The sequence below is a fragment of the Rhodoferax sp. genome (genome assembly GCF_028714215.1).
Classification (GTDB): domain Bacteria; phylum Pseudomonadota; class Gammaproteobacteria; order Burkholderiales; family Burkholderiaceae_C; genus Rhodoferax.
Map to the genome: position 1 here is coordinate 1 of NZ_JAQTMS010000040.1, position 23513 is coordinate 23513.

The following is a 23513-nucleotide window of genomic DNA, read 5'->3' on the forward strand; positions in this document are numbered from 1 at the left end:
CAGCGTCACGTGTCAAACTCGATCACAACGTTGCGCTTCCAACTGGGCGTCGCCCTCGCAATCTCTCTGGGGCACTGCCCGCATTGCAGCTCAGTCGATCTCCATCTACGTTTGTGACACAGTAAGACTAAGCTAGGCTGAGGCGGCGCGCCGTCGAGGGCAATGGCATGGGCCTCGAAGATATTGGCCCCCCCGCTTGGCCAGGAGCGAGAAATGCACTTACCCTGCATCTTCCCGAAACGACTCCTTCACCTCCTCGGCCTCTTTGTACGCCTTGCGCAGTGCACGTATCAACCGCTCCCGCAATACTTCCGCCTGGGTCGTGTTGGGTGTTGCGGTGCTGCTGGACGTTTCAGGAAACCGCCCCCGCCAGATATGCCAAAAATAGCCTTCAATCGCCCACGGCAACAGCTCGGGCGCCTGGCTGGCCAGCGTATCGAGCAGCAGGCAATACAACTTGCCATTAGGGAGTCTATCCCGTTGAGCCGGTTCGATTCCGGTCGCCCGCTCCAGCTCACGAAATGCGGAAGGCGCGCTTGGAACAGGCATCCCGGTTTTCGCGTCCGCGAAAATGCCACCACCCAACCATCATCGTGCATATCCACCCAGTACCAGAAAAATGATCACCAAAGTGATCCCCTTGCTAGCTGCAGCGGCCTCAAAAACGTGCCGAAGCTCACGAATCACACAAAGCCAAAAGCGCAGGTACTCGTTTTTAAAACCGTCATAGGTATCTTTGGGCATCTCTGCACTCCTGGGTAGATTGGACTCAGCGCAAGTTTCACCAAACATGTCTGCCAAAAAAAGGGGGGGATATGTCCTTGGGCAAAATCTTGCTGTGTCCCAGAATCACAGAATGAGGCACAAACGTATAGCTAAAGCGCTTTAGTTATTGATGCAGCGAATGCCAATCCATGACTGAGGACAGTCCCTCCAAGGTACTGTCACGACTATGATTCACCGAGCGGGGATAGTTGCACCACCGTTAGCGGGACGAGACGAATCCGCTCCCCACTTGACATCGGCCAGGTCGTGATGCTCATGACAAACACCCACTACCCCTATTTCCAGAATACCCAACCCAAAATCGGCATAGGGGGCTGTCCATCTGAGTGCGCTCCTGCCACACCACCCGACGACCAAAATGACACTGTTGCGCCACCAGCGCCGGGATGGCGTCATACAGATCACGCAGATCGCCTGCTTGGAATTAGCATCTTTGTGCGCCATAGTTCGCTGATTGACTTTCAGCGCAATTGACCCTATCGAGGTGACTGGCGTGGCTCAGCACCTCGGTCCTGTCGCCTGCCCAAGCCTGTCCTTGGGCCTCCAGGAGGTAGCGCAACTCGCGCAAGTGATGGGCGCTGCACTGCAGCGTATTGGAGCAACCGTGCTTTGTACGGCATCCGGCCATCATGCACCAAGACCCCTTCGAATTGCTGGGACAGGGCCAGCGCATCGAACAAAGTAGTCCTCCAAGCTTGGTGCCACCACTTCGAGCCGGAAATCGATAGGGCCGGTAATGGCATGGCAGGAGACGATTTCGTCGATCACCGCGACACCGGCCAGGCAGGTCTTGACTGCTTGCGGCGCGTGGCTGTTGAAATTGATGTGGACGCACGCGGTAATCGCCAAGCCAACTCGGTCCAGCGAGGATGGAGTCATTTTATCTAGTGCTGTTCTTCTCTTAAGCATAAAACTCTAACAAACTGGACATTCGTTGGAATATTTGGTACCAAATTCCAACACACGTTCACTACCATTAGGTTTCATATGCGATCCGGATGACCGGCATCCACCTGACTCAAAGGACGAACGACGATGAAGCTTCTGGGAAATGAACGAGCGTTAGTATCATTCGCGGCGGTGATGAGCGGGGGGATTGACTGTGCGTTCTTCTAGCAAGGCATACGTCTACCGGTCGAAGTCCGAGCGAACGATAGGCCACATCGTCGAACACAAGGCGCTCGTGCATGGCGATGCGCCCTTCCTCTATTACAAGGACGAGGTCCACTCCTACCGCGCGCTGCATGAGAACTCCAACCGGGTGGCGCACTCGCTGCGGTCCCTTGGCGTGAAGAAGGGCGACAAGGTCGCCACCATGATTCCCAATTACCCCGAGTACTTCTATGTCTGGTGGGCTCTGCACAAGCTGGGCGCCTGGGAGGTGCCTATCAGCGGCAGCTACCGTGGCGCGAGTCTGGTGGATGTCCTCAATCGCTCGGACGCGCAACTCGCGGTCATTGGGGACGGCCTCTTCCTTGAGCGACTAAGCCATGTACAAGGGCAACTCGACCACATCCGGCAGGTGGTGGTGGCCCACAGACTTCTTGACCCTGCGCCCTCGGCCTCTGGTTTACGCTGGCCCACATGCAACCTCGTTGAACTCTTGAACTCCCCCTCGGATGCGGTTGAGACAGTCGTCTTCAACCATGACGCGTGCATGATCGCGTACACCTCCGGCACCACGGGACCCTCGAAAGGTGTCGTTCTCACGCATGAGTTCTTTGTGCACAGTTGCGAGAACAAGGTCAAGCACATGGGCACCACTCAGGACGATGTGATGTACAACTGCTTTCCCATGTACAACCTGACCGGGCAGTTGGAGACAACCTTCACTGCGCTTATGGCGGACGCGAGGGTGGCCATGGCCGAGCACTTTGACCCCACGACGTTCTGGGACGACATCCGCCGCTACCAGTGCACCGAGTTTGTCTCCATGGGCGGTGCCTTCCCGCTGGTTGAAAAGCAGCCGCCACGCCCCGACGATCGGGATCACCCGCTCAAGAAGATATACAGCGTTCCATTGCCCCATGACTTCGAAGAGCGTTGTGCGGCACGCTTCGGCGTGCAGATGATGGAGGTGTACGGTCAGACGGAATGCGGTCTTACCAACTACCGCACTTGGGATGCGGCCAAGCCCGGGTCATGCGGACCGGCGAATTGTGGCTACGAGGTCAAGATCTTCGACGACAACGACGATGAGTGCCCAGCCAATGTCGAAGGCGAGATCGTGGTTCGGCCGTCGCGCAGTCACATCATTCTCAAGGAGCACTACCGCATGCCCGAGAAGCTGGGCCACCGGTTGCGCAATTGCTGGTGGCATACCGGTGACCTGGGTGTCATGGACGAGGACGGCTACCTGTACTTCCGGCGCCGCAAGGAGGAATCCATCCGGTTCCGGGGCCACTTCATTTCCACCACCGAACTGGAAGCCGTTGTCAATCGCCATCCGGATGTTCTCGAGTGCGCCGCATACAGAGTACCCGACCGGCTGGACCAGGAGCACGACGTCGCCATCGCGGTGAAGTTGCGGCCGGGGTGTTCCCCGTCGCCCGAGGAACTGCTGGCGCACTGCGAGCGCGATTTGCCCTTTTATATGGTGCCCTGCTACGTGCGCTGGGTGGATGCCTTCGAACTGACGCCGACCATGCGCATCGTGAAGAAGGGACTCGAGGAGGATGGAGTGACGACTGATATGTGGAATCGACGGACGGCCGGGTACCGCTTGAGCCATGAGTGAGAACCGCCCCCAACAGCACGTCCAGAGCGCGGATGTCGCCTCGACCGGTGCAGCGGCCGAGGCGCGGCTTGCGCGGCTGGTCCAGATGAGCCTGCCCGAGAACCGCAACGCATGGGCCTTGGCTGCGAAGCGCCAGGGGAGCCGGGTGGTAGGCGTGCTCGACTCGTACGTCCCGGAGGAGATCTTCCATGCCGCCCGCATCGTGCCCTACCGGGTCCTGGGTACCGAGAGCGCCGAGACACCATTGGCCGAAGGATGGCGCCTGCCCGACATGTGCCGCTTCACCAACCACGTGCTTGAGGCCGTGCTCTCCGGCCAGGTACGCTTTCTGGACGGCATGGTCTTCACCGATTGGGATGACGACGAGCGTCGCCTGTACGACGTCTGCGCGCACGTGAAAACGCTCCCGTTCAACTACATCCTGCACGTGTCGCGCACCGACACTCCGCGTGCCTACGACTATTCGACGATGCTTCTGCGACGGCTCATCGAGGCCCTGAAGCAACAGTGGAACGTGAACATCTCGGACCAGGCCATCTGGGACGCGATCGCACTGTGCGACCGGGCCCGCGTGCTGCAACGGGAGCTGTACGATCTGCGGCGGCGTGAGGTGCCTCCGGTCTCGGGGGCCGAGGCCCTGGGCATCATCATGGCAAGCTTCTACATGCCTCGTGACGAGTACGTGGCCGAACTCGAAGCACTCATGCCCTACCTGGCCGGCCGCGCAGCCCCACTTCGGAACCTCTCGCCACGCTTGCTGGTGGTGAGCGACCACCTGGATTTCCCACGCTACCTGGAGATTGTCGAGAACGAAGGCTGTGTTGTCGCAATGGACGACCTCGACACGGGCTCTCGCCATTTCTGGAACACCGTAGGCGAGTGCAATGGTGACCCCGTCCACGCGCTGGCGCGGCGTTACCTGACGCGCCCACCCGATCCCCGCATGGCGTTCTGGGACCGGCAGGTGGACCAGGTAATCACCTGGGCGAACCAGTGGGATATCGACGGCATCCTCCATCTGCCATCCTTGGGCGGATTCGAGCGGCTGTGCTGCGGGCCCTACTTCTCGCGCCGCCTGGAAGAGGCGGGCGTGCCCTTTCGCACCTTCGTGCGCGAGTACCACGTGGCCAATACGGGTCAACTGCGGACGCAGGTGGGCGCGTTTCTCGAAAGCTTGGACTACTAGGGTATGCAAACGGTCCTGGTGGGGATTGATGCCGGCTCGTACAGCGCAAAAGCGGTCTTGCTGGCAGACGGTGAGGTTCTCGCCCGGGCGACTGCCGTGGCGGGTCTGCGGAGCATCGCCGAGGCCGCCGAAGGCGCCTTCGCCCAGGTACTTTCCATTGCAGGGGTTGAGCGCAGTGTTGTGACTCGCGTCGTGGCGACAGGCTCTGGCGCGGGGAACGTGGCATTTGCCGACGAGACTGCACTCGAGGTCATCTGCATCGCGCGTGGCACGACCCACCACTTGCACACTGTCGGCACCGTGCTCGATGTGGGCGCCGAGCATTGTGTCGCGGTCGGGTGCAGCAATGGGCAGGCGCTCGCCGTGGCGCGTACCGACAGGTGCGCGGCTGGCGCTGGCATCCTGCTAAAGGTCGTCGCCGAGGTGCTCGAAGTTTCGCTGGATGACATGGGTCCGATGGCCCTCGGGGGCGGCGAGACGGCCGAGATCTCTTTCCGCTGTGCTGTGTTTGCCGAGTCCGAGATCATCAGCCTGGTGCACTCTGGCATCAGCAAGGAGTCCATCGTTCGCGGCGTCTACCAAGGCCTTGCTGCCCGCCTGCGGCCGCTCGTGCGGCGAAGCGGTGGGCGGGACGAGGTGGCCGTCATTGGTGGGGGTGCTGAAGACGTGGGACTGGTGGCAGCCCTGGAGGAGCGGTTGGGAAAGTCGGTCTGCGTTCCTCCCCACCCTGCGACGGTGTCCGCCCTGGGTGCTGCCCTGGTTGCCGGAGATCGCGTTGACCACTAGGGCATCCACGGCAGGCGAGGCCGGTATGGAGCCGCTGGTGGGCGGATTGGACATCGGTTCCCGGTCAATCAAGGTCGTCGTCCTGCGCGGCATGGAAGTGGTCGGCCTGGCGCTCGCCTCCACCGGCAGCGACCCCGTTTCCAGAGCGGGGGGCGTCTTGCGAGAAGCATGTGGGCGGGCGGGCGTCGAGCTGGAGGCGCTGACCCGCGTTGTGGGCACAGGCTACGGCCGCAGTGCGCTCTCGGTCTGTACCTCGACGGTCACCGAGATCTCCTGTCACGCCACGGCCAACCATCACACCAACAACGCCGTGCGCACAGTGCTCGACATGGGCGGGCAGGACTGCAAGGTAATCCGTTGCGATCAGCAAGGTCGGGTGTTGGCGTTCGTGATGAACGACAAGTGCGCGGCCGGTACGGGCCGCTACCTCGAGAAGGTCGCCCGAACGCTGGAGATCCCTATCGACGAGTTGGGGGAACGCTCCCTTTTGGCCATCGAGAGGCCTGCTCCCATCACGCGCTTCTGCCCCATCTTCGTGCAGCAGGAGATCGTCCATCTGCTGCGCACCGGGGGCTACGCCGTCAACGAGATCCTCGCCGGCGCCTGCGATTCGGTCGTTGACTACATTGTCAAGCTCGTCCACAGGATCGGGGTGGAAGGGGCGTTTGCGATCAGTGGCGGCATCGCGCAGAACGCGGGCATCGTCACCCGGGTGGAGCGAAAGCTGAAGGTGCGGGCCTACCTGGCCGAACATCCTCAGATGATGGGCGCTCTCGGCGCGGCGCTGCTGGCCCGAAAAAATTACCTGAAGGAGAAGTGAACCCATGAAAAACTACCCCACAGCAGAGCGCTCGACCCCCCAGGAGCGGCTGGCCCGATCCCGGGCCGAGCGACAGAGCATTGACCAGCCTGATGAGGTGATCGACGGCGGCTGGTTCTGGCGCCGGCTTCAGAAGAAGTACGCACGCCGCGTTCAGAAGATCGCGAGCAACCCCAGGGAGGGGATGCTGGGCTCGAATCTTGTGCTCTACCAGGCCATGGCCAAGTACGTCGACGAGGAGCTCAGGGCGTGGGAGGAGTTGGGGGACGACGTGCCGGTGTGGTCCCCGGGCGCGGCGCTCGGCTATCGCTTGGGGCCGGCGATGGGCTTTCACACCTATCCTCTGGATTCGTTCACCGACCTCATGACCCCGGACGAGGCGCGCTGGTCCATGGACTACGTGCGCCGGCTCGGTTTCCCGTCCGATATCTGCGACCGCATCCAGAATATTGGCGCGCTCATGGTGAGCGGTCGGTTGCCGCGCATCTCGCTGGTGACGCTTGAGTTCAACGATTGCAGCCAAGGAGCCCAAGCCAACCTGTGGGCAGCACGCGAGGTGGGGGCCCAGATCTACACCTTCGATGTGCCCTTCGAGCAAGACATGCAGGCGGTCAGGTACGTCGAAGAGCAGCTACGCGAGATGATCGACCTCGCGGTCAAGAATATCCCCGGAGTCAAGTACGATCGCGAGAGCGAGGCGCGCCTCGTCCAATATCAGGAGATCTACCGGCAGGGCATGCACTGGCAGCGCAAGATCGCCAAACTCGCGGCGCGCAAGCCGTGCCCGATCTCGGGCCGCGACGCCTTGCGCATGCCGGCGCGGCAACTTTGCTGGCAGCAGAGCTTCGTCGATTACTTCCGGGAGTCCTACCTGGAGCTGGAGAAGCGGTCCGCGCAGGGCGAGAGCCCGCTCAACGGGCCCGAGAAGTTCCGTGTTCTCTGGACCGCGACCGCGCCCTTCTACTCAGATCCCTTCGATTATCTCGAAAAGCGCGGCTGCGCGGTGCCTGCCTACGAGGAGGGCACAGGCTGCGCCACCTACTACGTCCCCGGCGAGGGTAAGCAGTTTTTCGGTCACGAGCTCGAGAACCCCCTCCAGGAAGAAGCTGCCACTTTGCTCTGGGATCACTGGGCGGGCACCGCCGAGAGGCGCATCTGGGAGGTGGCCATGCGCTGTCGCCAGTTGGACATCGACGGCATCGTGCACTTCGAACAAGGGGGCTGTGTGGCCTGTAACGGCTCGGCGCGGGTGATGGGCGAGAGGATCGAGAGCGAACTGGGCATCCCAAGCCTGTATATCCGTGGCTGGTGCCAGGACCTCGAGAAGCATGACGAACAGGCCTTCCAGGCCCAGCTTGGGGAGTGGGTGGAGATAAGCACGCGGCAGAAGGAGGCCAAAGAGCAAGAAAGAGGACAGGAGTAGGGGGTTGCGAGTCGCGGACACACACGGCCCGGTGACGAACACATACCTTGGCGAAGTCCGCGCGCAAGACACCGCAGACAGCATCATCGAGCACTGCAAGACCTTGATCGCTAACTACAAATGCCCGCGCAGCGTCGGCTAAGCCGTGCGTCGCACCAGCCACACCAGCCCGCCGGCACCCCGGTACCGGCATGAAATCTCATCCAAAGGAACACCATGACAGCACAAATTCTGGTCGCCGGAGTCGGCATGATTGCGTTCAAGAAACCCGGGGCCAGCCTGCCCTATTTTGAAATGGGAGCACAAGCCATTCGGCTCGCATTGGCCGACGCCGGGCTCGGCTACGAGCAGGTGCAGCAAGCCTACGCCGGCTATGTCTACGGCGACTCGACCTGCGGCCAGCGCGCGCTGTACGAGGTGGGCATGACCGGCATTCCGGTGATCAACGTCAACAACAACTGTTCCACCGGCTCCACCGCGCTGTTCTTGGCGCGCCAGGCGATTGCCAGCGGCGCGGTTGATTGCGCGCTGGCTGTAGGTTTCGAGCAGATGCAGCCGGGCGCCCTGGGCACCCACTGGACCGACCGGCCCAGCACCTTTGCCAATTTCGACACGCTGTGCGCCGAGATCGCCGGTGGCGCCGAATTGCCTCTGGCCTTGCGCTATTTCGGTGGCGCCGGCCAGGAGCACATGCGCAAATATGGCACCAAACTGGAGACCTTTGCCAAGATCAGGGCCAAGGCCAGCCGGCACGCGGTTAACAACCCGATGGCCCTGTTTCGCACCGAGATGACCGAGGACGATGTGATGCAGTCGCCGGCCCTGTGGCCCGGCGTGCTGACCCGTTCCATGGCCTGCCCCCCGACTTGCGGTGGCGCAGCGGCGCTGCTGGTGTCGAAAGCGTTTGCAGGCAAACATGGTCTCTCGCCCAAGGTGCAAATCCTGGGGCAGGCGATGACCACCGACTTCCCAAGCACTTTCGAATCACGCTCGATGATCGATCTGGTCGGTTTCCGGATGACCGCCGATGCGGCGCAAAAAGTCTATGCCCAAACCGGCATCGGACCGGACCAAGTGGATGTCTGCGAGTTGCACGACTGCTTTGCCCAGAACGAATTGCTGACCTACGAGGGCCTCGGTTTCTGCGCTGTCGGTGAAGCCGAGCGCTTTGTGGAAATGGGCGACAACACTTACGGCGGCAAAGTCGTCACCAACCCTTCAGGCGGCCTGCTGAGCAAGGGGCATCCGCTGGGTGCCACCGGTCTGGCGCAGTGCTATGAGCTGACGCGCCAATTGCGCGGTAACGCCGAAGGCACGCAGGTCGAGGGCGCCAGGATCGCACTGCAACACAACCTGGGACTGGGTGGCGCGGCGGTGGTGACCATGTACGGCCAGGCCTAGGCCCAGATCACAAAAACCTCAGCCATCCGTCAGAAAGGAAACCTGATGATAGACAAGAAATGGATAGGCCACGAGCTGCCGACCTCGGTGCTGCCGATTGAACGCAGTCGACTGCAATTCTTTGCCAAGGCCGTCGGCGAGACCAACCCCGTCTACACCGACACCGCCGCCGCACGTAATGCAGGCTACGCGGATCTGCCGGCACCGCCAACCTTCCTGTTTGCCGCCGAGCTCGACTCCGGCGCCGCGTTCCGCCTGATCGAGGACCTGCAGATCCCCATCGCCAAACTGCTGCATGGTGAGCAGAGCTTCAGCTACCACCGGCCGGCCTGCGTGGGCGACACAGTGACGGTTCGCTCCACCATCACCGACATCTATGACAAGAAAGATGGCGCGCTCGAGTTCGTGGTGAAAACCTCGCGCGCCATCAACCAAAGCAACGAACTGGTGGCCGAGTTGCGTTCGGTCATCGTGTGCCGCCATTGACCGGAGCGCCGCATGAACCGACCCACCTTCGATAGCGTTCAAGTTGGCGACCAGTTGCCGGCGCTGCAACTGGCGCCGGTGAACCGCACAACGCTGGCTCTGTTTGCCGGTGCTTCCGGCGACCACAACCCGATCCACATCGACACCGACGTGGCACGCCGCGCCGGCATGCCCGACGTCTTTGCGCAGGGCATGCTGGGCATGGCCTGGCTGGCGCGCGTGATCACCGGCTGGGTGCCGCAGAGCCAGTTGCGCCGCTTCGACGCCCGCTTCCAGGGTATCACCCACTTGGGCAACGCCATCCATTGCAGCGGCCGCGTGGTTGAAAAATTGGATCACAACGGCGAACACTGCGTGCGCATCGAGCTGAAGAGCGCCAACCAGTTCGGCCAAACCAAGATCGTCGGCGAAGCGCTCGTTGCCTTGCCTTAACCAACATCAGGAGCATCCTTTATGACACGCAAACTCGACGGCAAAGTCGCCCTCATCACCGGCTCCGGCCGCGGCATAGGCAGATCGATCGCACTCAAACTGGCCAGCGAAGGCGCCCGCATTGTGGTGAACGACCTCGACGCGGAGCCGGCGCAGCAGACTGTGCAGACCATCCTTGACGCCGGTGGTCAGGCGGTGGCTTGCATCGGCAGCGTCGCCGCACCGGACTTTGCCGATCGCTTTATCGGCACGGCGGTCAATCAGTACAAAGGCATCGACATCATCGTCAATAACGCCGGCTTCACCTGGGACAACGTGATCCAGAAGATGAATGACGAGCAGTGGTATGCGATTCTGGACTGCCACCTGACGGCACCGTTTCGCATCCTGCGGGCGGCGCAACCGGTGATCCGGGCATTGAGCAAGGCCGAGCAGGAAGCCGGCCGGGAAGTGTTTCGCAAGGTGGTCAACATTTCTTCCATCGCCGGCACCGCCGGCAATGCGGGGCAGGCCAACTACTCTTCCGCCAAGGCCGGCATCATCGGCCTGACCAAGGCCTTGTCCAAGGAATGGGGCCGCATGAAGGTCAACGTCAATGCCGTCGCCTTTGGCCTGATCAACACACGGCTGACCGAGGCCACTGCGGATGGCCAGGCCAAGATCGACATCGAGGGCCGCGCCATCAAGGTGGGAGTCAACCCGGGCCTGATGAAGCAGATGGAAGCCACCATCCCGCTGGGTCGCGCCGGCACGCCGGCCGAGGCGGCGGGCAGCGTCTTCCTGTTCTGCATTCCGGAGTCCGATTACATCTCGGGCCAGGTGCTGGTGTGTGGCGGCGGCTTCGAATGAATCGGAACGGCACACCGTGGCGATGGTCGGCGACGGCGTCAATGACGCCCAGGCACTGGCCGCCGCCGATGTCGGTATGACCATGGTGAACCCGGGAGGAGGACGCACCGACGTCGCCATGCACGCCGCCGGCATTCCGCCAGCGGCGCTGGGTTTCTTGAACCCGGTGGTGGCTGGTGCCGCGATGGCCATGAGTTCGGTCAGCGTGATGAGCAATGCGTTGCTGCTGAAACGCTGGAAGCCGGGGAAGTTGTGAATGGAAGCTATCTGGCTGGACTATAGTGGCGTGGTGTTATCCAGGTTGCTGATTTTTTGGAGTTGTTACGGTCGCTTACCTGCCTTCCGAATGTCGTGAAACCTGGGACGTGATGGCGCATAACTTGTCTTTGGCTCTGATATAGGGGCTGCAAGAGACCCATGAACAGATTCCTCGCTCCCTTGCTGGCCATCTTCCTGGCAGCCTGTGGAACCACGGCAGACCCGGCCTCCGATGCGCCTGAGAGGCAAAGGATTCGGGTCGGTGCCTTCAAGGACGCCACCTCGTATTCACAAGCCCTGCAGGTGTGGCGAACTGCCGAAGACCTCAACGCCTGGATAGGCGCCAGGTTCCGCTACGATATGTCGAGGGCGATGTTGCTCTCGGAGAGCCAGCGCGGCAGGTCGGGCCCATTGCCGATCTATCCGCCCCACGACTTTTTTACTGCTCCTTCAGGTGTCTGCGTGGACCTGAGCCGCTTCGCGGTGGAAACACTTAGGCAGATCGACCGCGAAGCGAAGGCAAACTACCTGATGATCGAATTCTCGCCCGTCACGATAAGCGGCAATACCTTGCGCTTGCACTGGCTGGCCTCTTTCACGCGCGACGGCAAGTACTACTTCTTTGCCGACTCGAAACGCCCAGGTCATATTGCCGGCCCGTACGCCAACGCGGCGCAGTTCATTGCCGAGTATTCGGTCTATCGAAACAGAACTATCGTCGCTTTTCGAGAGCTCGATTCCTATCAACGCAAGCGGCGCACGCTGGCTCCAAAACAGAGTCGTGAGGAACGCCGTCTCTAACCATGGTCATTGCCGCATGATGAACTCAAGCACTCAAGGTCTCCCGCGCTTTGTGGCGGCGCAGGACCGCGTTTATGAATCGGTTTGCAATGAGCTGGCACTGGGAGAAAAGACCAGCCACTGGATGTGGTTTATCTTTCCCCAGCTCAAGGGCCTGGGCCGCAGTCCCATCGCCAAGTATTACGGCCTCGATTCCGCCGCCGAGGCGCTTGATTTTTGGCGGCATCCCGTTCTGGGCCAGCGCCTTCTTGAATGCATAAAACTGGTGCTTGCGCAGCGCAACACCACGGCCCATGAGATCTTTGGTTCGCCCGATGATCTGAAGTTCAAATCCTGCATGACGCTGTTCGCGCAGGTCGCCCCGCAGGAGCCGGTCTTCAGGGAAGCGCTGGCGCGTTTCTTCGGCGGCCAGCTTGACCAGAACACGCTCCGGCTGCTGTCATAAAGTTACCCATTGGCAGATGACCGCGCCGCAGGGCTTGAAGCTGCGCCCAGACACACCATCTACAGCGTTTAACGTTTCAGCGCAACAGCCGGTCTTTTGCGCCCGTATTGATGGCTATCCCCCCAATCCTGCTGCTTTCCCTTCTTTTGCATGCCTTTGTCGCTTGGCGTCTGGCACCGGGTCTGATGGCCGTCAGCGCGCCGCTGGGCGCAGTGCTGTGGGGTGGACTGCTGCTCTCCGCCTTGCTGCTGCCCATGGGCTTGCTGGCGCGGCGCATCGCTAAGCCACCGCTGTCCGGGGTGTTGACCTGGCTAGGCCTGCTCTGCATGGGTGCGTTCTCCTCGCTGCTGGTGCTGACGCTGCTGCGCGAAGTCGCCTTGCTGGCGGCCTATGAGATCGATTGGCTGTGGCCCTCGGTGATTGCCCTGCCAGCCTTGCGCAGCGACAGCGCGGTGACTTTGCTGCTGCTGGGTTTGCTGGTCACGGCCTGGGGTTTCTGGAATGCGCGGCGCACCGCCGCCGTGGTGCGGGTCGACGTGCCGATCGCCAATCTGCCGGATGCCCTGCAGGGTTTTAGTGTGGCGCAGATCTGCGACATTCACATCGGCCCCACTATCAAAGGTGATTATCTGCAACGCATCGTGGCGCGGGTCAACGGCCTGGGTGCCGATATGGTGGCCATCACCGGCGATCTGGTGGATGGCAGCGTGCACGAACTGCGCGACCAGGTGACAGCACTGACCGGACTGACCTCCACCCATGGCACGTTCTTTGTCACCGGCAACCACGAATATTACGCTGGCGCGCACGGCTGGATTGAAGTCCTGCGCGGTCTGGGCGTGCGGGTGCTGATGAACGAGCACGTGCTGGTTTACCACGGGACCGAAAGCCAGGATACGGAACAGGCCTTGCTGGTGGTGGCCGGTGTGACCGACTTCAGCGCCCACCACTTTGACGAGAGCCACCGCAGCGATCCCCATGGGGCCATCGCCGATGCGCCGCCGCACGCCTTGTTCAAGCTGCTGCTGGCACACCAGCCACGCAGCGCAACGGCGGCGGCGCAGGCCGGCTTCGATCTGCAACTGTCGGGCCATACGCACGGCGGCCAGTTCTGGCCCTGGAACCACTTCGTCAAGCTGCAACAGCCTTTTACGGCGGGCTTGCACAAGCTGCAGTCGTTGTGGGTCTACACCAGCCGCGGCACCGGTTACTGGGGACCGCCCAAGCGCTTTGGCGCACCGTCGGAAATCACCCACTTGCGGCTGGTCCGGGCCTAAGAGAAGTTCAAGCGCTCTGCGCTTTTCCTGACCTTCAGGTCGGCCGGATAAATAAATTTTTTCAGTGGCACTTGTTCTCCTGCTTGTCTTCTAAGTCTTCTATTTAAAGATAGTAGTAGTAGTAAGGATCGCACCCGTCTGTGGATAACCGGTATTTCCACTTCTCAATCAAGAGCTTAGACAAGTTCAACGGATGTAGGTGACCGTGCTTTGGTGTTGCAGCGCAAACTTGATAACTTCAAGGTTTGAAAATTTTTGTGGATAAGTGCTGGTTTATGCCGAAGCTATACACAGCCTTATTCTTTGACAATGTCTGAAAACAGGGTGTAGGAAAATGGGAGTCGGTTGAAGCAAAAAAGCCAAGCTTGGCGGCCGGAGAGGGGAAGCTGCTTCGAGGTACTGCTGAAAAATAACGGCTTGCTATGATCGCAGTTCCCCCTTCGGGGCAGGCACGCGATAGCTGCTGGGGTGGCATGGCTGAAGCGATGCACCAGCCGGCGTTTTAACTTCAAATTCTTGTCATGAAACTAAAACTGTTGATTTCTTTGGCTTGTACCGCTCTGGTCTTGCCAGCACTGGCGGCGGACGTAACTTACCGCAATGACATTCGCCCACTGATCAAGGCTCAATGTATCGAGTGCCATGGTGACGACTCGCCGGCGCTGATTGACTTTTTGCAGGATCAGGAAAAGTACAAGAAGGACAAACAGGGCCCGCGTCTGAGCTCTTACGGCGATCTGATTCAGTTGATCGGTTGGCCCGATTCCGGCGCCCTGATGCGCCGCTTGGACGACGGTGGCGGCAGCGTCGACAAGAAGCCCGGCAATATGTACAAGTACCTGGGCGAAACCGACGCCCAACGGGCCGCCAATCTGAATCTTGTGAAGGCCTGGTTAGGCGATGGCGGCTGGAACCTCAACCGTTTTCAAAAGCGCGGTGAGATTCCAGCCATCACCAAGGAGCAGATGGAAAAGCTCAAACTCAAATACTGAGTCGCCACGGCAACCCGCAAGCCTTACTTGATCAGGCCTTCGGCTTTCATGGCTTCAATCACGGCCGGGCGAGCGCCGACGCGAGCGCGATAAGCCAGCAGATTGGCGTAGCCGGACAGATCGACCCCGACGTGCTGCGCCCAGTTGCTGACGGTAAAGAGGTAGCCGTCGGCCACCGTGAAGATGTCACCCATCAGGTAAGTCTTGTTCGCCAGTTCGCCGTCAAGCCATTGCAGGCGCGCGGCCAGACGTGTCTTGGCGATGCTCTTGGCTTCTTCCGGCATGCCGGGGGTGAACAGTGGCGAAAAGCCCTTGTGCAGTTCGGTGCCGATGAAGTTCAGCCATTCCTGCAGTTTGTAGCGTTCCAGGCTGCCGTTGGCCGGCGCCAGTTTCTTGGCCGGCACTTGGTCGGCGATGTATTGCACGATGGCCGGGCCTTCGCGCAATTGGGTGCCGTCATCCAGCACCAGCAGCGGCACATAGCCCAGCGGGTTGATGCTGTAGTAGTCGGTACCGTCGGCCAGCTTGTGGGTCTTGGTCGGTGCGGCGATGGCTTCATAGGAAAGACCCGATTCCTGCAGTGCGATATGCGGCGACAGCGAACAGGCGCCCGGCGAGTAATAGAGTTTCATGGATTGTCCTTTGGGTAATTCGGAAGCTGGGTTTGGAAAAATTGGAACTCCGATGCTAGCCGTTGCTGGAAAGTTTTGCAGCCGTGTGTTTTTGGGGCGGGTTGACGCCGCTCTGGGCTGCCGGTCGATCAGGGCAAAATGTCCGGATGAAGCGATTTATAAAGTGGGCCCTGGTGACAGCAATGTTGCTGTTGCCTCTGTTGGCGGCAGGGAGTTGGTCTTTGCAGCAGTGGCTAGGGACCGAGGATTTCAGGATCAGGGCCGAGACGGCCGTTGGCACGGCCCTTGGTGCGAAGGTAACTATCGAGAGCCTGGAGGTCGCTGTCTGGCCACTGCCTGGCCTTGTTCTCGAAGGCATCCAGATTCAAACCCGTCCGGCGCTGACGCTGCAACGGGTGGAGTTGCGCCCGGCCTGGCGCAGCCTGCTGCTGGGGCGGCTTGAACTGGCGACCGTACTGGTGCGCGGCGCGCTGCTGCCGCAGGCCGGCATCGACGCGCTGCTGGCGTTGCTGGAAAAAAGAAGGCTTTCGGCGCCGCCGGCACAACAACGGGAGCTTGAGGGCAGCCGGCGTTTCCAGTACATCCCACGCCGAACGGTGCTCGACAAGGTGACTTGGGTGAGCACCAAGGGTGCCAGCAGCGTGCTGGAGGCAAGCGCCGAGCTGGACGGACAGGGGTTGCCGGAAGAGGTTTCGGTCAAGGTTCTGAAGGGTCAGTTGCAGGGCGCAAGCGCCGATCTGAAGCGCCAGGGCAATGATTGGACCCTGGTCATGGCGGTCGGCGGCGGCAGCGTCAAGGGCACTGTTCAATTGCAGCCGGCGGCGCAGGCCGGCGCCGCCTTTTCCCTCAAGGGACAGTTGCAGACCCGGGCGGTGGAAGTGGCAGCACTGTCGGGCGCTTCGCAAGCCGTGTTGAGCGGACGGCTGGACGGGGATACCACGCTGTCGCTGCGCGCCACCAGCGTGGGTGCCCTGGACCAGGCTTTGCAGACGCAGAGCAAATTCACCGTGCGTCACGCGGTGTTGCACGGCATCGATCTGGCGAAGGCGGTCAAGACCCTGGGCCTGAGCCGCGGTGGCGAGACGCCGCTGGATGTTTTTGGGGGTCAGCTGACAAGCCAGGGTCGCACCCTGCATCTGAGCAATCTGGCGGCCAGTTCCGGCGTCTTGAGTGCCAGCGGCAACGTGATGGTGGCGCCCAGCCGGGCTTTGAGCGGGCGCATTGATGTGAACCTGGCTGCTGCTGCTTTGGGGGGTGCGGTGGGCGTGCCCCTGGTGCTGGGCGGCACGCTGGATGCGCCCGAGCTGACGCTGACGCGCGCTGCCATGATAGGCGCGGCGATCGGCACCGCCGTGATGCCCGGCGTCGGCACTGGGGCCGGGGTCTCGATCGGCGACAAGATCGGCAGTGGTTTGAAGAAGTTGTTCAAGTAGCGCCGGCGCTTCGCCTGGCTTCGGCCTTGATCATGTCGGCGGCTTTCTCGGCGATCATGATGGTGGGCGCGTTGGTGTTGCCGGAGACCAGCTGCGGCATGATGGAGGCGTCCACCACGCGCAGTTTTTCGATACCGTAAACCCGCAAGCGGGTATCGACCACCGCCATGGCATCGCTGGCCGGGCCCATCCTGCAAGTGCTGCAGGGGTGGTATTCGGTGTCGGCATGGTCGCGCAGGAATTGCTCGATCTGGGCCGGGTTGTTGCGCTCCAGCGGGTACAGCATGGCGCCGCGGTAAGGGGCAAAGGCCGCGCTTTGCATGATGTCGTAGCCGATCTGCGTCCCCTTGACCAGGGTTGCCAGGTCGCGCGGGTCGGACAGGAACTGCGGGTCGATCAAAGGCGCATCCTTGGCGTTGGCGCTTTGCAGCGTGACGCTGCCGCGGCTCTTGGGCCGCATCAGGGTGACGTGCAGTGTGTAGCCATGGCCCAGGTGATTTTTGCGCGTGTGATCGTCGACGATGCCGGTGCACAGCGCCAGCTGGATGTCGGGCGAGGGCTCGGTCTTGTCGGCAAACAGGAAGCCTTGCGATTCGGCGACGTTGCTGGTGATGATGCCGCTGCGTTGGTTACGCCACTCGAAGATGCTGCGGACGATCTTTACCAGTCCGGACCAGGAAAAACCAAAAGTCGATTCCTTGCGCTGCGTGCGGTAGATCAGCACTGCCGTCACGTGGTCGTGCAGGTTTTGACCGACACCCGGCAGATCCTGCACGACGTTGATGCCATGCTGTTGCAGATGGGCCGCCGGACCGATGCCGGAGAGCATCAGCAACTGCGGCGAGCCGAAGGCGCCGCTGGACAGAATCACCTCGCGCCGGGCTTTCACCTGCCGGGTTTGCCCGTCTTTCAGGAACTCGGCGCCGACGGCACGTTTGCCCTCCAGCACGATGCGCTGGGTATGCGCCTGGGTGATGACGCTGAGGTTGGGCCGCGTCAGGTGCGGCGTGATGTAGGCCTTGGCGGCGCTACAGCGCTCACCATTTTTCTGGGTCACCTGGGCCGGCGCGCAACCCAACTGGGAGGCGCCGTTGTAGTCGTCGCTTTGCGGCAAGCCCTGTTCGGCACAAGCCTGCAGAAACGCCTGGTTGATGGGGCTGGGGCTGCGCAGGTAGCTGACATTGAGCGGGCCGCCCACGCCGTGGTAGTCGGTGGCGCCAAAGCATTCGCTGTTCTCGGAGCGTTTGAAGAGCGGCAACACCTCTTCATAGGACCAGCCCGGGTTGCCTTGTGCCACCCACTGTTCGTAGTCCAGCCGGTTGCCGCGCGTGTAGACCATGGCGTTGACGGAACTGCTGCCGCCCATCACCTTGCCGCGCGGTTGAAAACCGCGCCGACCGTTGAGGCCCGGCTGCGGCACGGTGTTGAAGTTCCAGTTGTGAATGCCCAGCGCCGCCGTGGCGGCAAAACCCAGGGGCGCCTGGATGAAGGCCGAGCTGTCGGGTCCACCGGCTTCGAGCAGACAGACCGAAACGCCGGGGTCCTCGGACAGGCGGCTGGCCACCACGCAACCGCCGGCGCCGCCGCCGATCACGACGTAATCGAATTCTTGTGCTTGCATTTTTGGATACTTTCCTGGAGGTTGATTACTTGGTCAGGAAGGCCAGGTATTTGGTGGCGAACTTTCCATAGGGCGGCCACAGGAATTTCACCGCGCTGAACGAGGCCTGGTAGAACACCGGGCGCATCTTGGAAAAGGTGACGAAGCCTTCGTAGCCGTGGTAATGGCCCATGCCGCTTTCACCGACACCGCCAAACGGCAGGTCATGCTGGCCGACGTGGAACAAGGCGTCGTTGACACTGACGCCGCCCGACATCACGCGCTCCAGCAGCGTCTGGATGACCTGTTTGTCGTTGCTGAAGGGGTAGAGCGCCAGCGGCCGCGGGCCGCTGTTGATGGCCGCAATAGGCTCTTCCAGCGAGCTGTATTCGATCACCGGCAGGATCGGGCCGAAGATCTCTCGCCGCAACAGCACGCTGTTGGCTGGTGTATTGAGCACCAGATGCGGCGCAATTTTGCGGCTGGCGGCGTCCCACGGCTGGCCGGGGATCAGCTGCACCAGTGTGGCGCCTCCGGCGCGGGCCTCTTCCAGTGCCGCGGTCAGGCGCTGGAAGGAACGCTGGTCGATGATGGAAGTGAAGTCCGGTGACGCCAGTTGCGGATAGCGTTTGGCGACGATGTCCTTGGCAAGGGCCACAAATTCAGCGGTCTTGCCTTTGGGCAGGTACAGGTAATCGACCGTGGTGCAAATCTGACCGGCATTGAGCAGCTTGACGAACAGCAGCCGCTCGGCGGCTTTTTGCAGCGGGTAGTCGTCGCAGACGATGGCCGGGGACTTGCCGCCCATCTCCAGGGTGACCGGGCACAGGTTCTGGGCGGCGGCGGCCATCACGGCGCGCCCGGTCTGGCCGGAGCCGGTGAACAGCAGATGGTCGAATTTGAGTTTCGAGAATTCGATGCCGACACCGCCCGTTTCATCAAAAAAAGCCAGCTTGTCGCGCGCAAAGTAGGCCGGAATTTTCTCGATCAGGAATTGCGCCAGGTGGCGGGAGTTTTCCGACATCTTGACCATCGCCCGGTTGCCGGCGGCAAAAGTGTAGATCAGGCCCGTGAAGCTCAGGTTGATCGGGAAGTTCCACGGCACGATGGCGCCCACCACGCCCAGGGGCTGCGGCAGCACGCGGTTGCTGGCGCCAAAGAAATTGCGCAGGTCGACGCCGCGGCGCTGCGGCTTCATCCACTTCTTCAGGTGTTTGAGTACGTGGTCGACGCCGTCGATCACGGTGAAGATCTCGGTGAACAAGGTTTCGTGGCGCGAGCGGTTGCCGTAGTCGGCGTTGACCGCCGACACCAGACCTTCTTTGTTGTCACGGATGAAGGCTTGCAGTTTGAGCAGGTCGGCCCGGCGCTCGTCCAGGGAGGGTATCGGGCGCGCAAAGTAGGCGTCGCGTTGCAGCCTCAGGGTGGCTTCAAGTTCGTCACGGACCCGGTCCATGGGGCTGGCGTTGGGCAGTGGGATGGCGCTCATCTGGGTACCTCTGGAAGAATGAATTGGGGCCTGTTCACACTATTTTTGCGAGTGCGAACGCGATGAAAAATGCGCCAATCAAGGCGCGTGACAACGGCAAGGCTGAGGCCTTGCCTAGGAGCGCAACGCCGAGTGGCACTTTTTTCATCCCGTTCCCTGCGGGTTGTGGCCAAAAAAGCCATGCGCGGCATTGCAAAGCCTTGCCGGGGGCCGACCCCGGCTGCGTTTTGCGCTTTGCGCATGACTTTTTTGACTCACAACGCATCTCGTAAAAATAGTGTGAACAGGCCCCTAGGCCGTGCAGGTTCCGGTTTCAGTGTGCTTGGCATCTTGCGGCGTTGGCGCGCAAGCCGTCAAGCGCTTCAAAGCGTAGGCCAGAGTGTGCCCTTGAACTGTCCGGAATTTGACAGTTAAGGGTATTTACCATGGGGAAATAGGGAGTTCTTTCCAAACCCAAATTTCGGCCATGGCAATCTATGGCGCAGTTTCCTGTTCCAGCCGCGTCAGGTAATGCATGGCCTGCGCGCCGGTCTGGCCGCACATATCCGGCGAAGGCGCCAGGCTGGCGCATACCGCCGGCCGCTCGGGTTGGCCGAAGATCATGCAGCGCCTGGTCGCGTCCAGTTGTACGCAGGGCACACCGGCCGGTTTGCTGATCCCGTTGACCACGGGCATGCCAGGAATCGGGCTGGAAATGGAGGGTGCGATGCAGCAGGCAGCGCAGCCGGCGCGGCAATTCATGGCATTGTGCTATAAAAGTTGTAGCTATAAGAGCCCGTGGCGCAACGGGGTGGGCTCGATCAAAGGCCTCGATTGTCGCGTAAATCGCTGCCCCCGGCTAAAATTGCGGCTTCCTCCTCCAGCGCAGACTGCCACGCAGTCACTTCCTGCACCATGTTGTACCCTCAAGAATTCGATGTCATCGTCGTCGGCGGCGGCCATGCCGGGACCGAGGCTGCGCTGGCGGCGGCCCGCATGGGCTGCAGGACTCTGCTGCTGACCCACAACATCGAAACGCTGGGCCAGATGAGCTGCAATCCGTCGATCGGCGGTATCGGCAAGGGGCATCTGGTGAAGGAGGTGGACGCGCTGGGTGGCGCCATGGCGGCGGCCACCGATGAGGGCGGTATTCAGTTTCGCATCCTCAACTCCAGCAAGGGACCGGCGGTGCGCGCCACCCGCGCCCAGGCCGATCGGATGTTGTACAAGGCGGCAATCCGCCGCCGGCTGGAAAATCAGCCCAATCTGTGGTTGTTTCAGCAGGCGGTGGACGACTTGATGGTGGAGGGCGACCGGGTCGTGGGCGCCGTCACGCAGGTCGGCATCAAGTTTCGTTCCAGAACCGTGGTCCTGACGGCCGGGACTTTTCTGGATGGCAAGATTCATGTGGGGCTCAACAACTACGCGGCCGGGCGGGCCGGAGACCCACCGGCGGTGCGCCTGAGTGCCCGGCTGAAGGAACTCAAGTTACCGCAGGGACGGCTGAAGACCGGCACGCCGCCGCGCCTGGATGGTCGCTCGATTGATTTCAGCAAATGCCTGGAGCAGCCCGGTGACGGCATGCCCGGCGGCATGAGTCCGGTCATGCCGGTGTTCAGTTTCGTCGGCCGGGCCGAACAGCACCCGCAACAAATGTCATGCTGGACCACCCACACAAATGAGCGCACGCACGACATCATCCGCAGCGGGTTCGACCGCAGCCCCATGTTCACCGGCAAGATCGAGGGCGTAGGCCCGCGCTATTGCCCCAGCGTGGAAGACAAGATCAGCCGCTTTGCAGACAAGGAGAGCCACCAGATTTTTCTGGAGCCCGAAGGCTTGACGACCCACGAGTACTACCCCAACGGCATCTCCACCAGTCTGCCCTTTGACATTCAGTACCAATTGGTGCGTTCCATGGCCGGGCTGGAAAACGCACACATTCTGCGGCCGGGCTATGCCATTGAATACGACTACTTTGATCCGCAGCGGCTGAAAAGCAGTTTCGAGACCCGGTCCATCGTCGGCCTGTTCTTTGCCGGGCAGATCAACGGCACCACTGGCTACGAGGAGGCTGCCGCCCAGGGCTTGTTTGCCGGCGTTAATGCGGCCCTGCAAGCCGGTGCTCAAACCGCCTGGCAACAGGAGACCTGGGTGCCGGGCCGGGATCAGGCCTACCTGGGTGTGCTGGTCGACGACCTGATTACCAAAGGCGTGACCGAACCCTACCGGATGTTCACCAGCCGGGCTGAGTTCCGGCTGCAACTGCGGGAAGACAATGCCGACTTGCGCTTGACCGAAGTGGGGCGTCAGTTAGGCCTGGTGGATGACGTGCGCTGGGATGCCTTCTGCCGCAAGCGGGATGCTGTTTCACGTGAAACAGAACGGCTGCGGGCGATCTGGGTCAGTCCCCGGAATCTACCGGCAGTCGAAGCCGAGCGCGTACTGGGCAAGGCCATAGACCACGAATACACGCTGGCCGATTTACTGCGGCGCCCGGATGTGAGCTATGCCGGCCTGATGTCGCTCGATGGTGGCCGTTACGCATCGCCCGAACTGGGTGCGCCAAGCGCCGATGTTCCACGTGAAACAGAGGGGGACGCATCGGTTGCCAACGAGTTTGTGGCCAGCGTGATCGAGCAGGTGGAGATTGCCGCCAAGTACTCCGGTTATATCGACCGTCAGCGCGGCGAAGTGGAGCGGGCGGCTTATTATGAAAACCTCAAGCTGCCGGCCGACCTGGACTATGCGCAGGTTGCGGCGCTGAGTTTCGAGGTGCGCCAAAAGCTGGCCCAGCACCGGCCCGAAACACTGGGCCAGGCCTCGCGGATTTCGGGCATCACGCCGGCGGCGGTTTCCCTGTTGCTGATCCACTTGAAGAGGAGTCGCTCGAAGGATGCCACCTCGGAGGCCGCCGGGCAGGGCGCAGATCCGGTTGTGAAAGTGGTGGTCTGATGCGTCCGCTGGAAGCTGATCTGCGCGCCGGCCTGCGGACGCTGGCGCTTGATTTGAGTGCCGTTCAGGTCGGGCAGTTGCTGGATTATTTGGCGCTTATCCAGAAATGGAACAAGGTCTACAACCTGACGGCGCTGCGTGACCCGACGAGCATGCTGACGCACCATTTGCTCGACAGCCTGGCCGTCGTTTCCCCACTGCGCCGGGTGCTGGCTGGACTGGTGCGCCCGCTTGTCGACTCGCATACCGCGTCGTTCCGGTTGCTCGATGTCGGTGCTGGTGCCGGTCTGCCGGGCGTGGTGATTGCTGTTTGCTGCCCGGAGGTGGCGGTGACCTGTGTCGATGCCGTGGCCAAAAAAGCGGCCTTTGTTCAGCAAGCGGCAGTGACCTTGAAGTTGCCCAACCTGCGCGGACTGCATGGCCGGGTGGAAGCCATGACCCCAGGGAGCGGCGAGGGCTACGACATCGTCAGCTCCCGCGCCTTTGCCTCGCTGGCGGAGTTCACCCGCTGGTCCAGCGCGGCGCTGGCGGCGCACGGGGCCTGGCTGGCCATGAAGGGGAAAGTGCCGGACGAGGAGATTGCCCTGTTGCCACCGGAAGTGAAAGTGTTTCACGTGGAACAACTGCTGGTCCCGGCATTGCCGGCCGAGCGATGCATCGTCTGGATGCAAAAAACAAGCACCCCTCTGGAAAATGTCGCGCCAAAAAACTTGCCGTAAACTCAATCCCTATCCAGAAAGAGAGTT

23 protein-coding genes and 1 pseudogene are annotated in these 23513 nt (G+C 61.5%); 17 read left to right on the forward strand and 7 right to left on the reverse strand.

The genetic code is table 11. From position 1 onward, the window contains the following. Window positions 1-219 precede the first annotated feature (219 nt). The 3 genes from PHS32_RS16780 to PHS32_RS24265 all read right to left on the reverse strand — a co-directional run bounded on the left by PHS32_RS16780 (window position 220) and on the right by PHS32_RS24265 (window position 1695). The gene (locus PHS32_RS16780) at window positions 220-549 is read right to left on the reverse strand and encodes a hypothetical protein (RefSeq protein WP_301080206.1); all 330 of its coding nucleotides are present in this window, start codon (window positions 547-549) and stop codon (window positions 220-222) included. Window positions 550-588: 39 nt separating this feature from the next. After that, on the reverse strand, window positions 589-744 hold the full coding sequence (locus tag PHS32_RS16785) for a hypothetical protein (RefSeq protein WP_301080207.1): 156 nt from the start codon (window positions 742-744) through the stop codon (window positions 589-591). 669 nt (window positions 745-1413) lie between these two features. Further along, window positions 1414-1695 (reverse strand): Lrp/AsnC ligand binding domain-containing protein, encoded by a 282-nt coding sequence (locus PHS32_RS24265; RefSeq protein WP_366143491.1) that lies wholly within the window; start codon window positions 1693-1695, stop codon window positions 1414-1416. A gap of 193 nt (window positions 1696-1888) precedes the next feature. Here PHS32_RS24265 and PHS32_RS16790 point away from each other — a divergent pair, with 193 nt between their 5' ends. The 14 genes and pseudogenes from PHS32_RS16790 (at window position 1889) to PHS32_RS16855 (ending at window position 14679) form a co-directional block, all read left to right on the forward strand. Continuing rightward, a complete protein-coding gene (locus tag PHS32_RS16790) occupies window positions 1889-3523 on the forward strand; it encodes an AMP-binding protein (protein ID WP_301080253.1) in 1635 nt (544 codons plus the stop codon). Further along, window positions 3516-4709: a 2-hydroxyacyl-CoA dehydratase family protein gene (locus PHS32_RS16795; protein ID WP_301080208.1), complete on the forward strand. Its 1194-nt coding sequence runs from the start codon at window positions 3516-3518 to the stop codon at window positions 4707-4709. The genes PHS32_RS16790 and PHS32_RS16795 overlap by 8 nt, the downstream gene beginning before the upstream one ends. 3 nt (window positions 4710-4712) lie before the next feature. Further along, window positions 4713-5495 carry an acyl-CoA dehydratase activase gene (locus tag PHS32_RS16800; protein WP_301080209.1) on the forward strand — a complete coding sequence of 261 codons (783 nt, stop codon included), beginning with the start codon at window positions 4713-4715 and terminating at the stop codon, window positions 5493-5495. 25 nt (window positions 5496-5520) lie between these two features. Then, window positions 5521-6315 carry an acyl-CoA dehydratase activase gene (locus PHS32_RS16805; protein ID WP_301080211.1) on the forward strand — a complete coding sequence of 265 codons (795 nt, stop codon included), beginning with the start codon at window positions 5521-5523 and terminating at the stop codon, window positions 6313-6315. Window positions 6316-6319: 4 nt separating this feature from the next. Continuing rightward, window positions 6320-7738 (forward strand): 2-hydroxyacyl-CoA dehydratase family protein, encoded by a 1419-nt coding sequence (locus PHS32_RS16810; RefSeq protein ID WP_301080212.1) that lies wholly within the window; start codon window positions 6320-6322, stop codon window positions 7736-7738. A 216-nt stretch (window positions 7739-7954) separates the two neighbouring features. After that, window positions 7955-9139, forward strand: a complete 1185-nt coding sequence (locus PHS32_RS16815; protein WP_301080213.1) for a lipid-transfer protein — start codon at window positions 7955-7957, stop codon at window positions 9137-9139. Window positions 9140-9184: 45 nt separating this feature from the next. Next, the gene (locus PHS32_RS16820; RefSeq protein WP_301080214.1) at window positions 9185-9625 is read left to right on the forward strand and encodes a MaoC family dehydratase N-terminal domain-containing protein; all 441 of its coding nucleotides are present in this window, start codon (window positions 9185-9187) and stop codon (window positions 9623-9625) included. 12 nt (window positions 9626-9637) lie between these two features. Further along, on the forward strand, window positions 9638-10057 hold the full coding sequence (locus PHS32_RS16825) for a MaoC family dehydratase (protein ID WP_301080215.1): 420 nt from the start codon (window positions 9638-9640) through the stop codon (window positions 10055-10057). 21 nt (window positions 10058-10078) lie between these two features. Continuing rightward, entirely contained in the window at window positions 10079-10906 is an 828-nt protein-coding gene (locus PHS32_RS16830) for an SDR family NAD(P)-dependent oxidoreductase (protein ID WP_301080216.1), read from the forward strand. A gap of 10 nt (window positions 10907-10916) precedes the next feature. Continuing rightward, window positions 10917-11162, forward strand: a pseudogene (locus PHS32_RS16835) (copper-transporting ATPase); the annotation flags it as partial. Window positions 11163-11323: 161 nt separating this feature from the next. Beyond that, the gene (locus PHS32_RS16840; protein WP_301080217.1) at window positions 11324-11965 is read left to right on the forward strand and encodes a hypothetical protein; all 642 of its coding nucleotides are present in this window, start codon (window positions 11324-11326) and stop codon (window positions 11963-11965) included. Between the two features lie 16 nt (window positions 11966-11981). After that, window positions 11982-12410, forward strand: a complete 429-nt coding sequence (locus PHS32_RS16845; RefSeq protein ID WP_301080218.1) for a DUF1810 domain-containing protein — start codon at window positions 11982-11984, stop codon at window positions 12408-12410. Between the two features lie 110 nt (window positions 12411-12520). Continuing rightward, window positions 12521-13687 carry a metallophosphoesterase gene (locus PHS32_RS16850; RefSeq protein WP_301080219.1) on the forward strand — a complete coding sequence of 389 codons (1167 nt, stop codon included), beginning with the start codon at window positions 12521-12523 and terminating at the stop codon, window positions 13685-13687. Window positions 13688-14208: 521 nt separating this feature from the next. Next, window positions 14209-14679: a cytochrome C gene (locus tag PHS32_RS16855; protein ID WP_301080220.1), complete on the forward strand. Its 471-nt coding sequence runs from the start codon at window positions 14209-14211 to the stop codon at window positions 14677-14679. Between the two features lie 23 nt (window positions 14680-14702). Here PHS32_RS16855 and gstA read toward each other — a convergent pair whose 3' ends face one another. Next, on the reverse strand, window positions 14703-15311 hold the full coding sequence (gene gstA, locus PHS32_RS16860; RefSeq protein WP_301080221.1) for a glutathione transferase GstA: 609 nt from the start codon (window positions 15309-15311) through the stop codon (window positions 14703-14705). A gap of 182 nt (window positions 15312-15493) precedes the next feature. Here gstA and PHS32_RS16865 point away from each other — a divergent pair, with 182 nt between their 5' ends. Beyond that, window positions 15494-16744: a hypothetical protein gene (locus PHS32_RS16865; protein WP_301080222.1), complete on the forward strand. Its 1251-nt coding sequence runs from the start codon at window positions 15494-15496 to the stop codon at window positions 16742-16744. Here PHS32_RS16865 and PHS32_RS16870 read toward each other — a convergent pair. From PHS32_RS16870 to PHS32_RS16880, 3 genes are all read right to left on the reverse strand, one after another. Continuing rightward, on the reverse strand, window positions 16737-18365 hold the full coding sequence (locus PHS32_RS16870; protein WP_301080223.1) for a GMC family oxidoreductase N-terminal domain-containing protein: 1629 nt from the start codon (window positions 18363-18365) through the stop codon (window positions 16737-16739). The genes PHS32_RS16865 and PHS32_RS16870 overlap by 8 nt on opposite strands. Window positions 18366-18390: 25 nt before the next feature. After that, entirely contained in the window at window positions 18391-19833 is a 1443-nt protein-coding gene (locus PHS32_RS16875; protein ID WP_301080224.1) for a coniferyl aldehyde dehydrogenase, read from the reverse strand. Between the two features lie 474 nt (window positions 19834-20307). Continuing rightward, complete coding sequence (locus PHS32_RS16880; protein WP_301080225.1) at window positions 20308-20574, reverse strand: YkgJ family cysteine cluster protein; 267 nt, start codon at window positions 20572-20574, stop codon at window positions 20308-20310. 153 nt (window positions 20575-20727) lie between these two features. Here PHS32_RS16880 and mnmG point away from each other — a divergent pair, with 153 nt between their 5' ends. After that, window positions 20728-22767 (forward strand): tRNA uridine-5-carboxymethylaminomethyl(34) synthesis enzyme MnmG, encoded by a 2040-nt coding sequence (mnmG, locus tag PHS32_RS16885; RefSeq protein WP_301080226.1) that lies wholly within the window; start codon window positions 20728-20730, stop codon window positions 22765-22767. Further along, entirely contained in the window at window positions 22767-23486 is a 720-nt protein-coding gene (rsmG, locus tag PHS32_RS16890) for a 16S rRNA (guanine(527)-N(7))-methyltransferase RsmG (RefSeq protein WP_301080227.1), read from the forward strand. The genes mnmG and rsmG overlap by 1 nt, the downstream gene beginning before the upstream one ends. Window positions 23487-23513: the final 27 nt, after the last annotated feature.

Coding starts and splice junctions, on each gene's coding strand:
- PHS32_RS16800 (WP_301080209.1), top strand. CDS start 4,713: ATGCAAACGGTCCTGGTGGGGATTGATGCCGGCTCGTACAGCGCAAAA.
- PHS32_RS16805 (WP_301080211.1), top strand. CDS start 5,521: ATGGAGCCGCTGGTGGGCGGATTGGACATCGGTTCCCGGTCAATCAAG.
- PHS32_RS16880 (WP_301080225.1), bottom strand. CDS start 20,574: ATGAATTGCCGCGCCGGCTGCGCTGCCTGCTGCATCGCACCCTCCATT.
- PHS32_RS24265 (WP_366143491.1), bottom strand. CDS start 1,695: ATGCTTAAGAGAAGAACAGCACTAGATAAAATGACTCCATCCTCGCTG.
- PHS32_RS16850 (WP_301080219.1), top strand. CDS start 12,521: ATGGCTATCCCCCCAATCCTGCTGCTTTCCCTTCTTTTGCATGCCTTT.
- mnmG (WP_301080226.1), top strand. CDS start 20,728: ATGTTGTACCCTCAAGAATTCGATGTCATCGTCGTCGGCGGCGGCCAT.
- PHS32_RS16845 (WP_301080218.1), top strand. CDS start 11,982: ATGATGAACTCAAGCACTCAAGGTCTCCCGCGCTTTGTGGCGGCGCAG.
- PHS32_RS16810 (WP_301080212.1), top strand. CDS start 6,320: ATGAAAAACTACCCCACAGCAGAGCGCTCGACCCCCCAGGAGCGGCTG.
- PHS32_RS16855 (WP_301080220.1), top strand. CDS start 14,209: ATGAAACTAAAACTGTTGATTTCTTTGGCTTGTACCGCTCTGGTCTTG.
- PHS32_RS16795 (WP_301080208.1), top strand. CDS start 3,516: ATGAGTGAGAACCGCCCCCAACAGCACGTCCAGAGCGCGGATGTCGCC.
- rsmG (WP_301080227.1), top strand. CDS start 22,767: ATGCGTCCGCTGGAAGCTGATCTGCGCGCCGGCCTGCGGACGCTGGCG.
- PHS32_RS16815 (WP_301080213.1), top strand. CDS start 7,955: ATGACAGCACAAATTCTGGTCGCCGGAGTCGGCATGATTGCGTTCAAG.
- PHS32_RS16825 (WP_301080215.1), top strand. CDS start 9,638: ATGAACCGACCCACCTTCGATAGCGTTCAAGTTGGCGACCAGTTGCCG.
- gstA (WP_301080221.1), bottom strand. CDS start 15,311: ATGAAACTCTATTACTCGCCGGGCGCCTGTTCGCTGTCGCCGCATATC.
- PHS32_RS16865 (WP_301080222.1), top strand. CDS start 15,494: ATGTTGCTGTTGCCTCTGTTGGCGGCAGGGAGTTGGTCTTTGCAGCAG.
- PHS32_RS16875 (WP_301080224.1), bottom strand. CDS start 19,833: ATGAGCGCCATCCCACTGCCCAACGCCAGCCCCATGGACCGGGTCCGT.
- PHS32_RS16840 (WP_301080217.1), top strand. CDS start 11,324: ATGAACAGATTCCTCGCTCCCTTGCTGGCCATCTTCCTGGCAGCCTGT.
- PHS32_RS16780 (WP_301080206.1), bottom strand. CDS start 549: ATGCCTGTTCCAAGCGCGCCTTCCGCATTTCGTGAGCTGGAGCGGGCG.
- PHS32_RS16870 (WP_301080223.1), bottom strand. CDS start 18,365: ATGCAAGCACAAGAATTCGATTACGTCGTGATCGGCGGCGGCGCCGGC.
- PHS32_RS16785 (WP_301080207.1), bottom strand. CDS start 744: ATGCCCAAAGATACCTATGACGGTTTTAAAAACGAGTACCTGCGCTTT.
- PHS32_RS16820 (WP_301080214.1), top strand. CDS start 9,185: ATGATAGACAAGAAATGGATAGGCCACGAGCTGCCGACCTCGGTGCTG.
- PHS32_RS16830 (WP_301080216.1), top strand. CDS start 10,079: ATGACACGCAAACTCGACGGCAAAGTCGCCCTCATCACCGGCTCCGGC.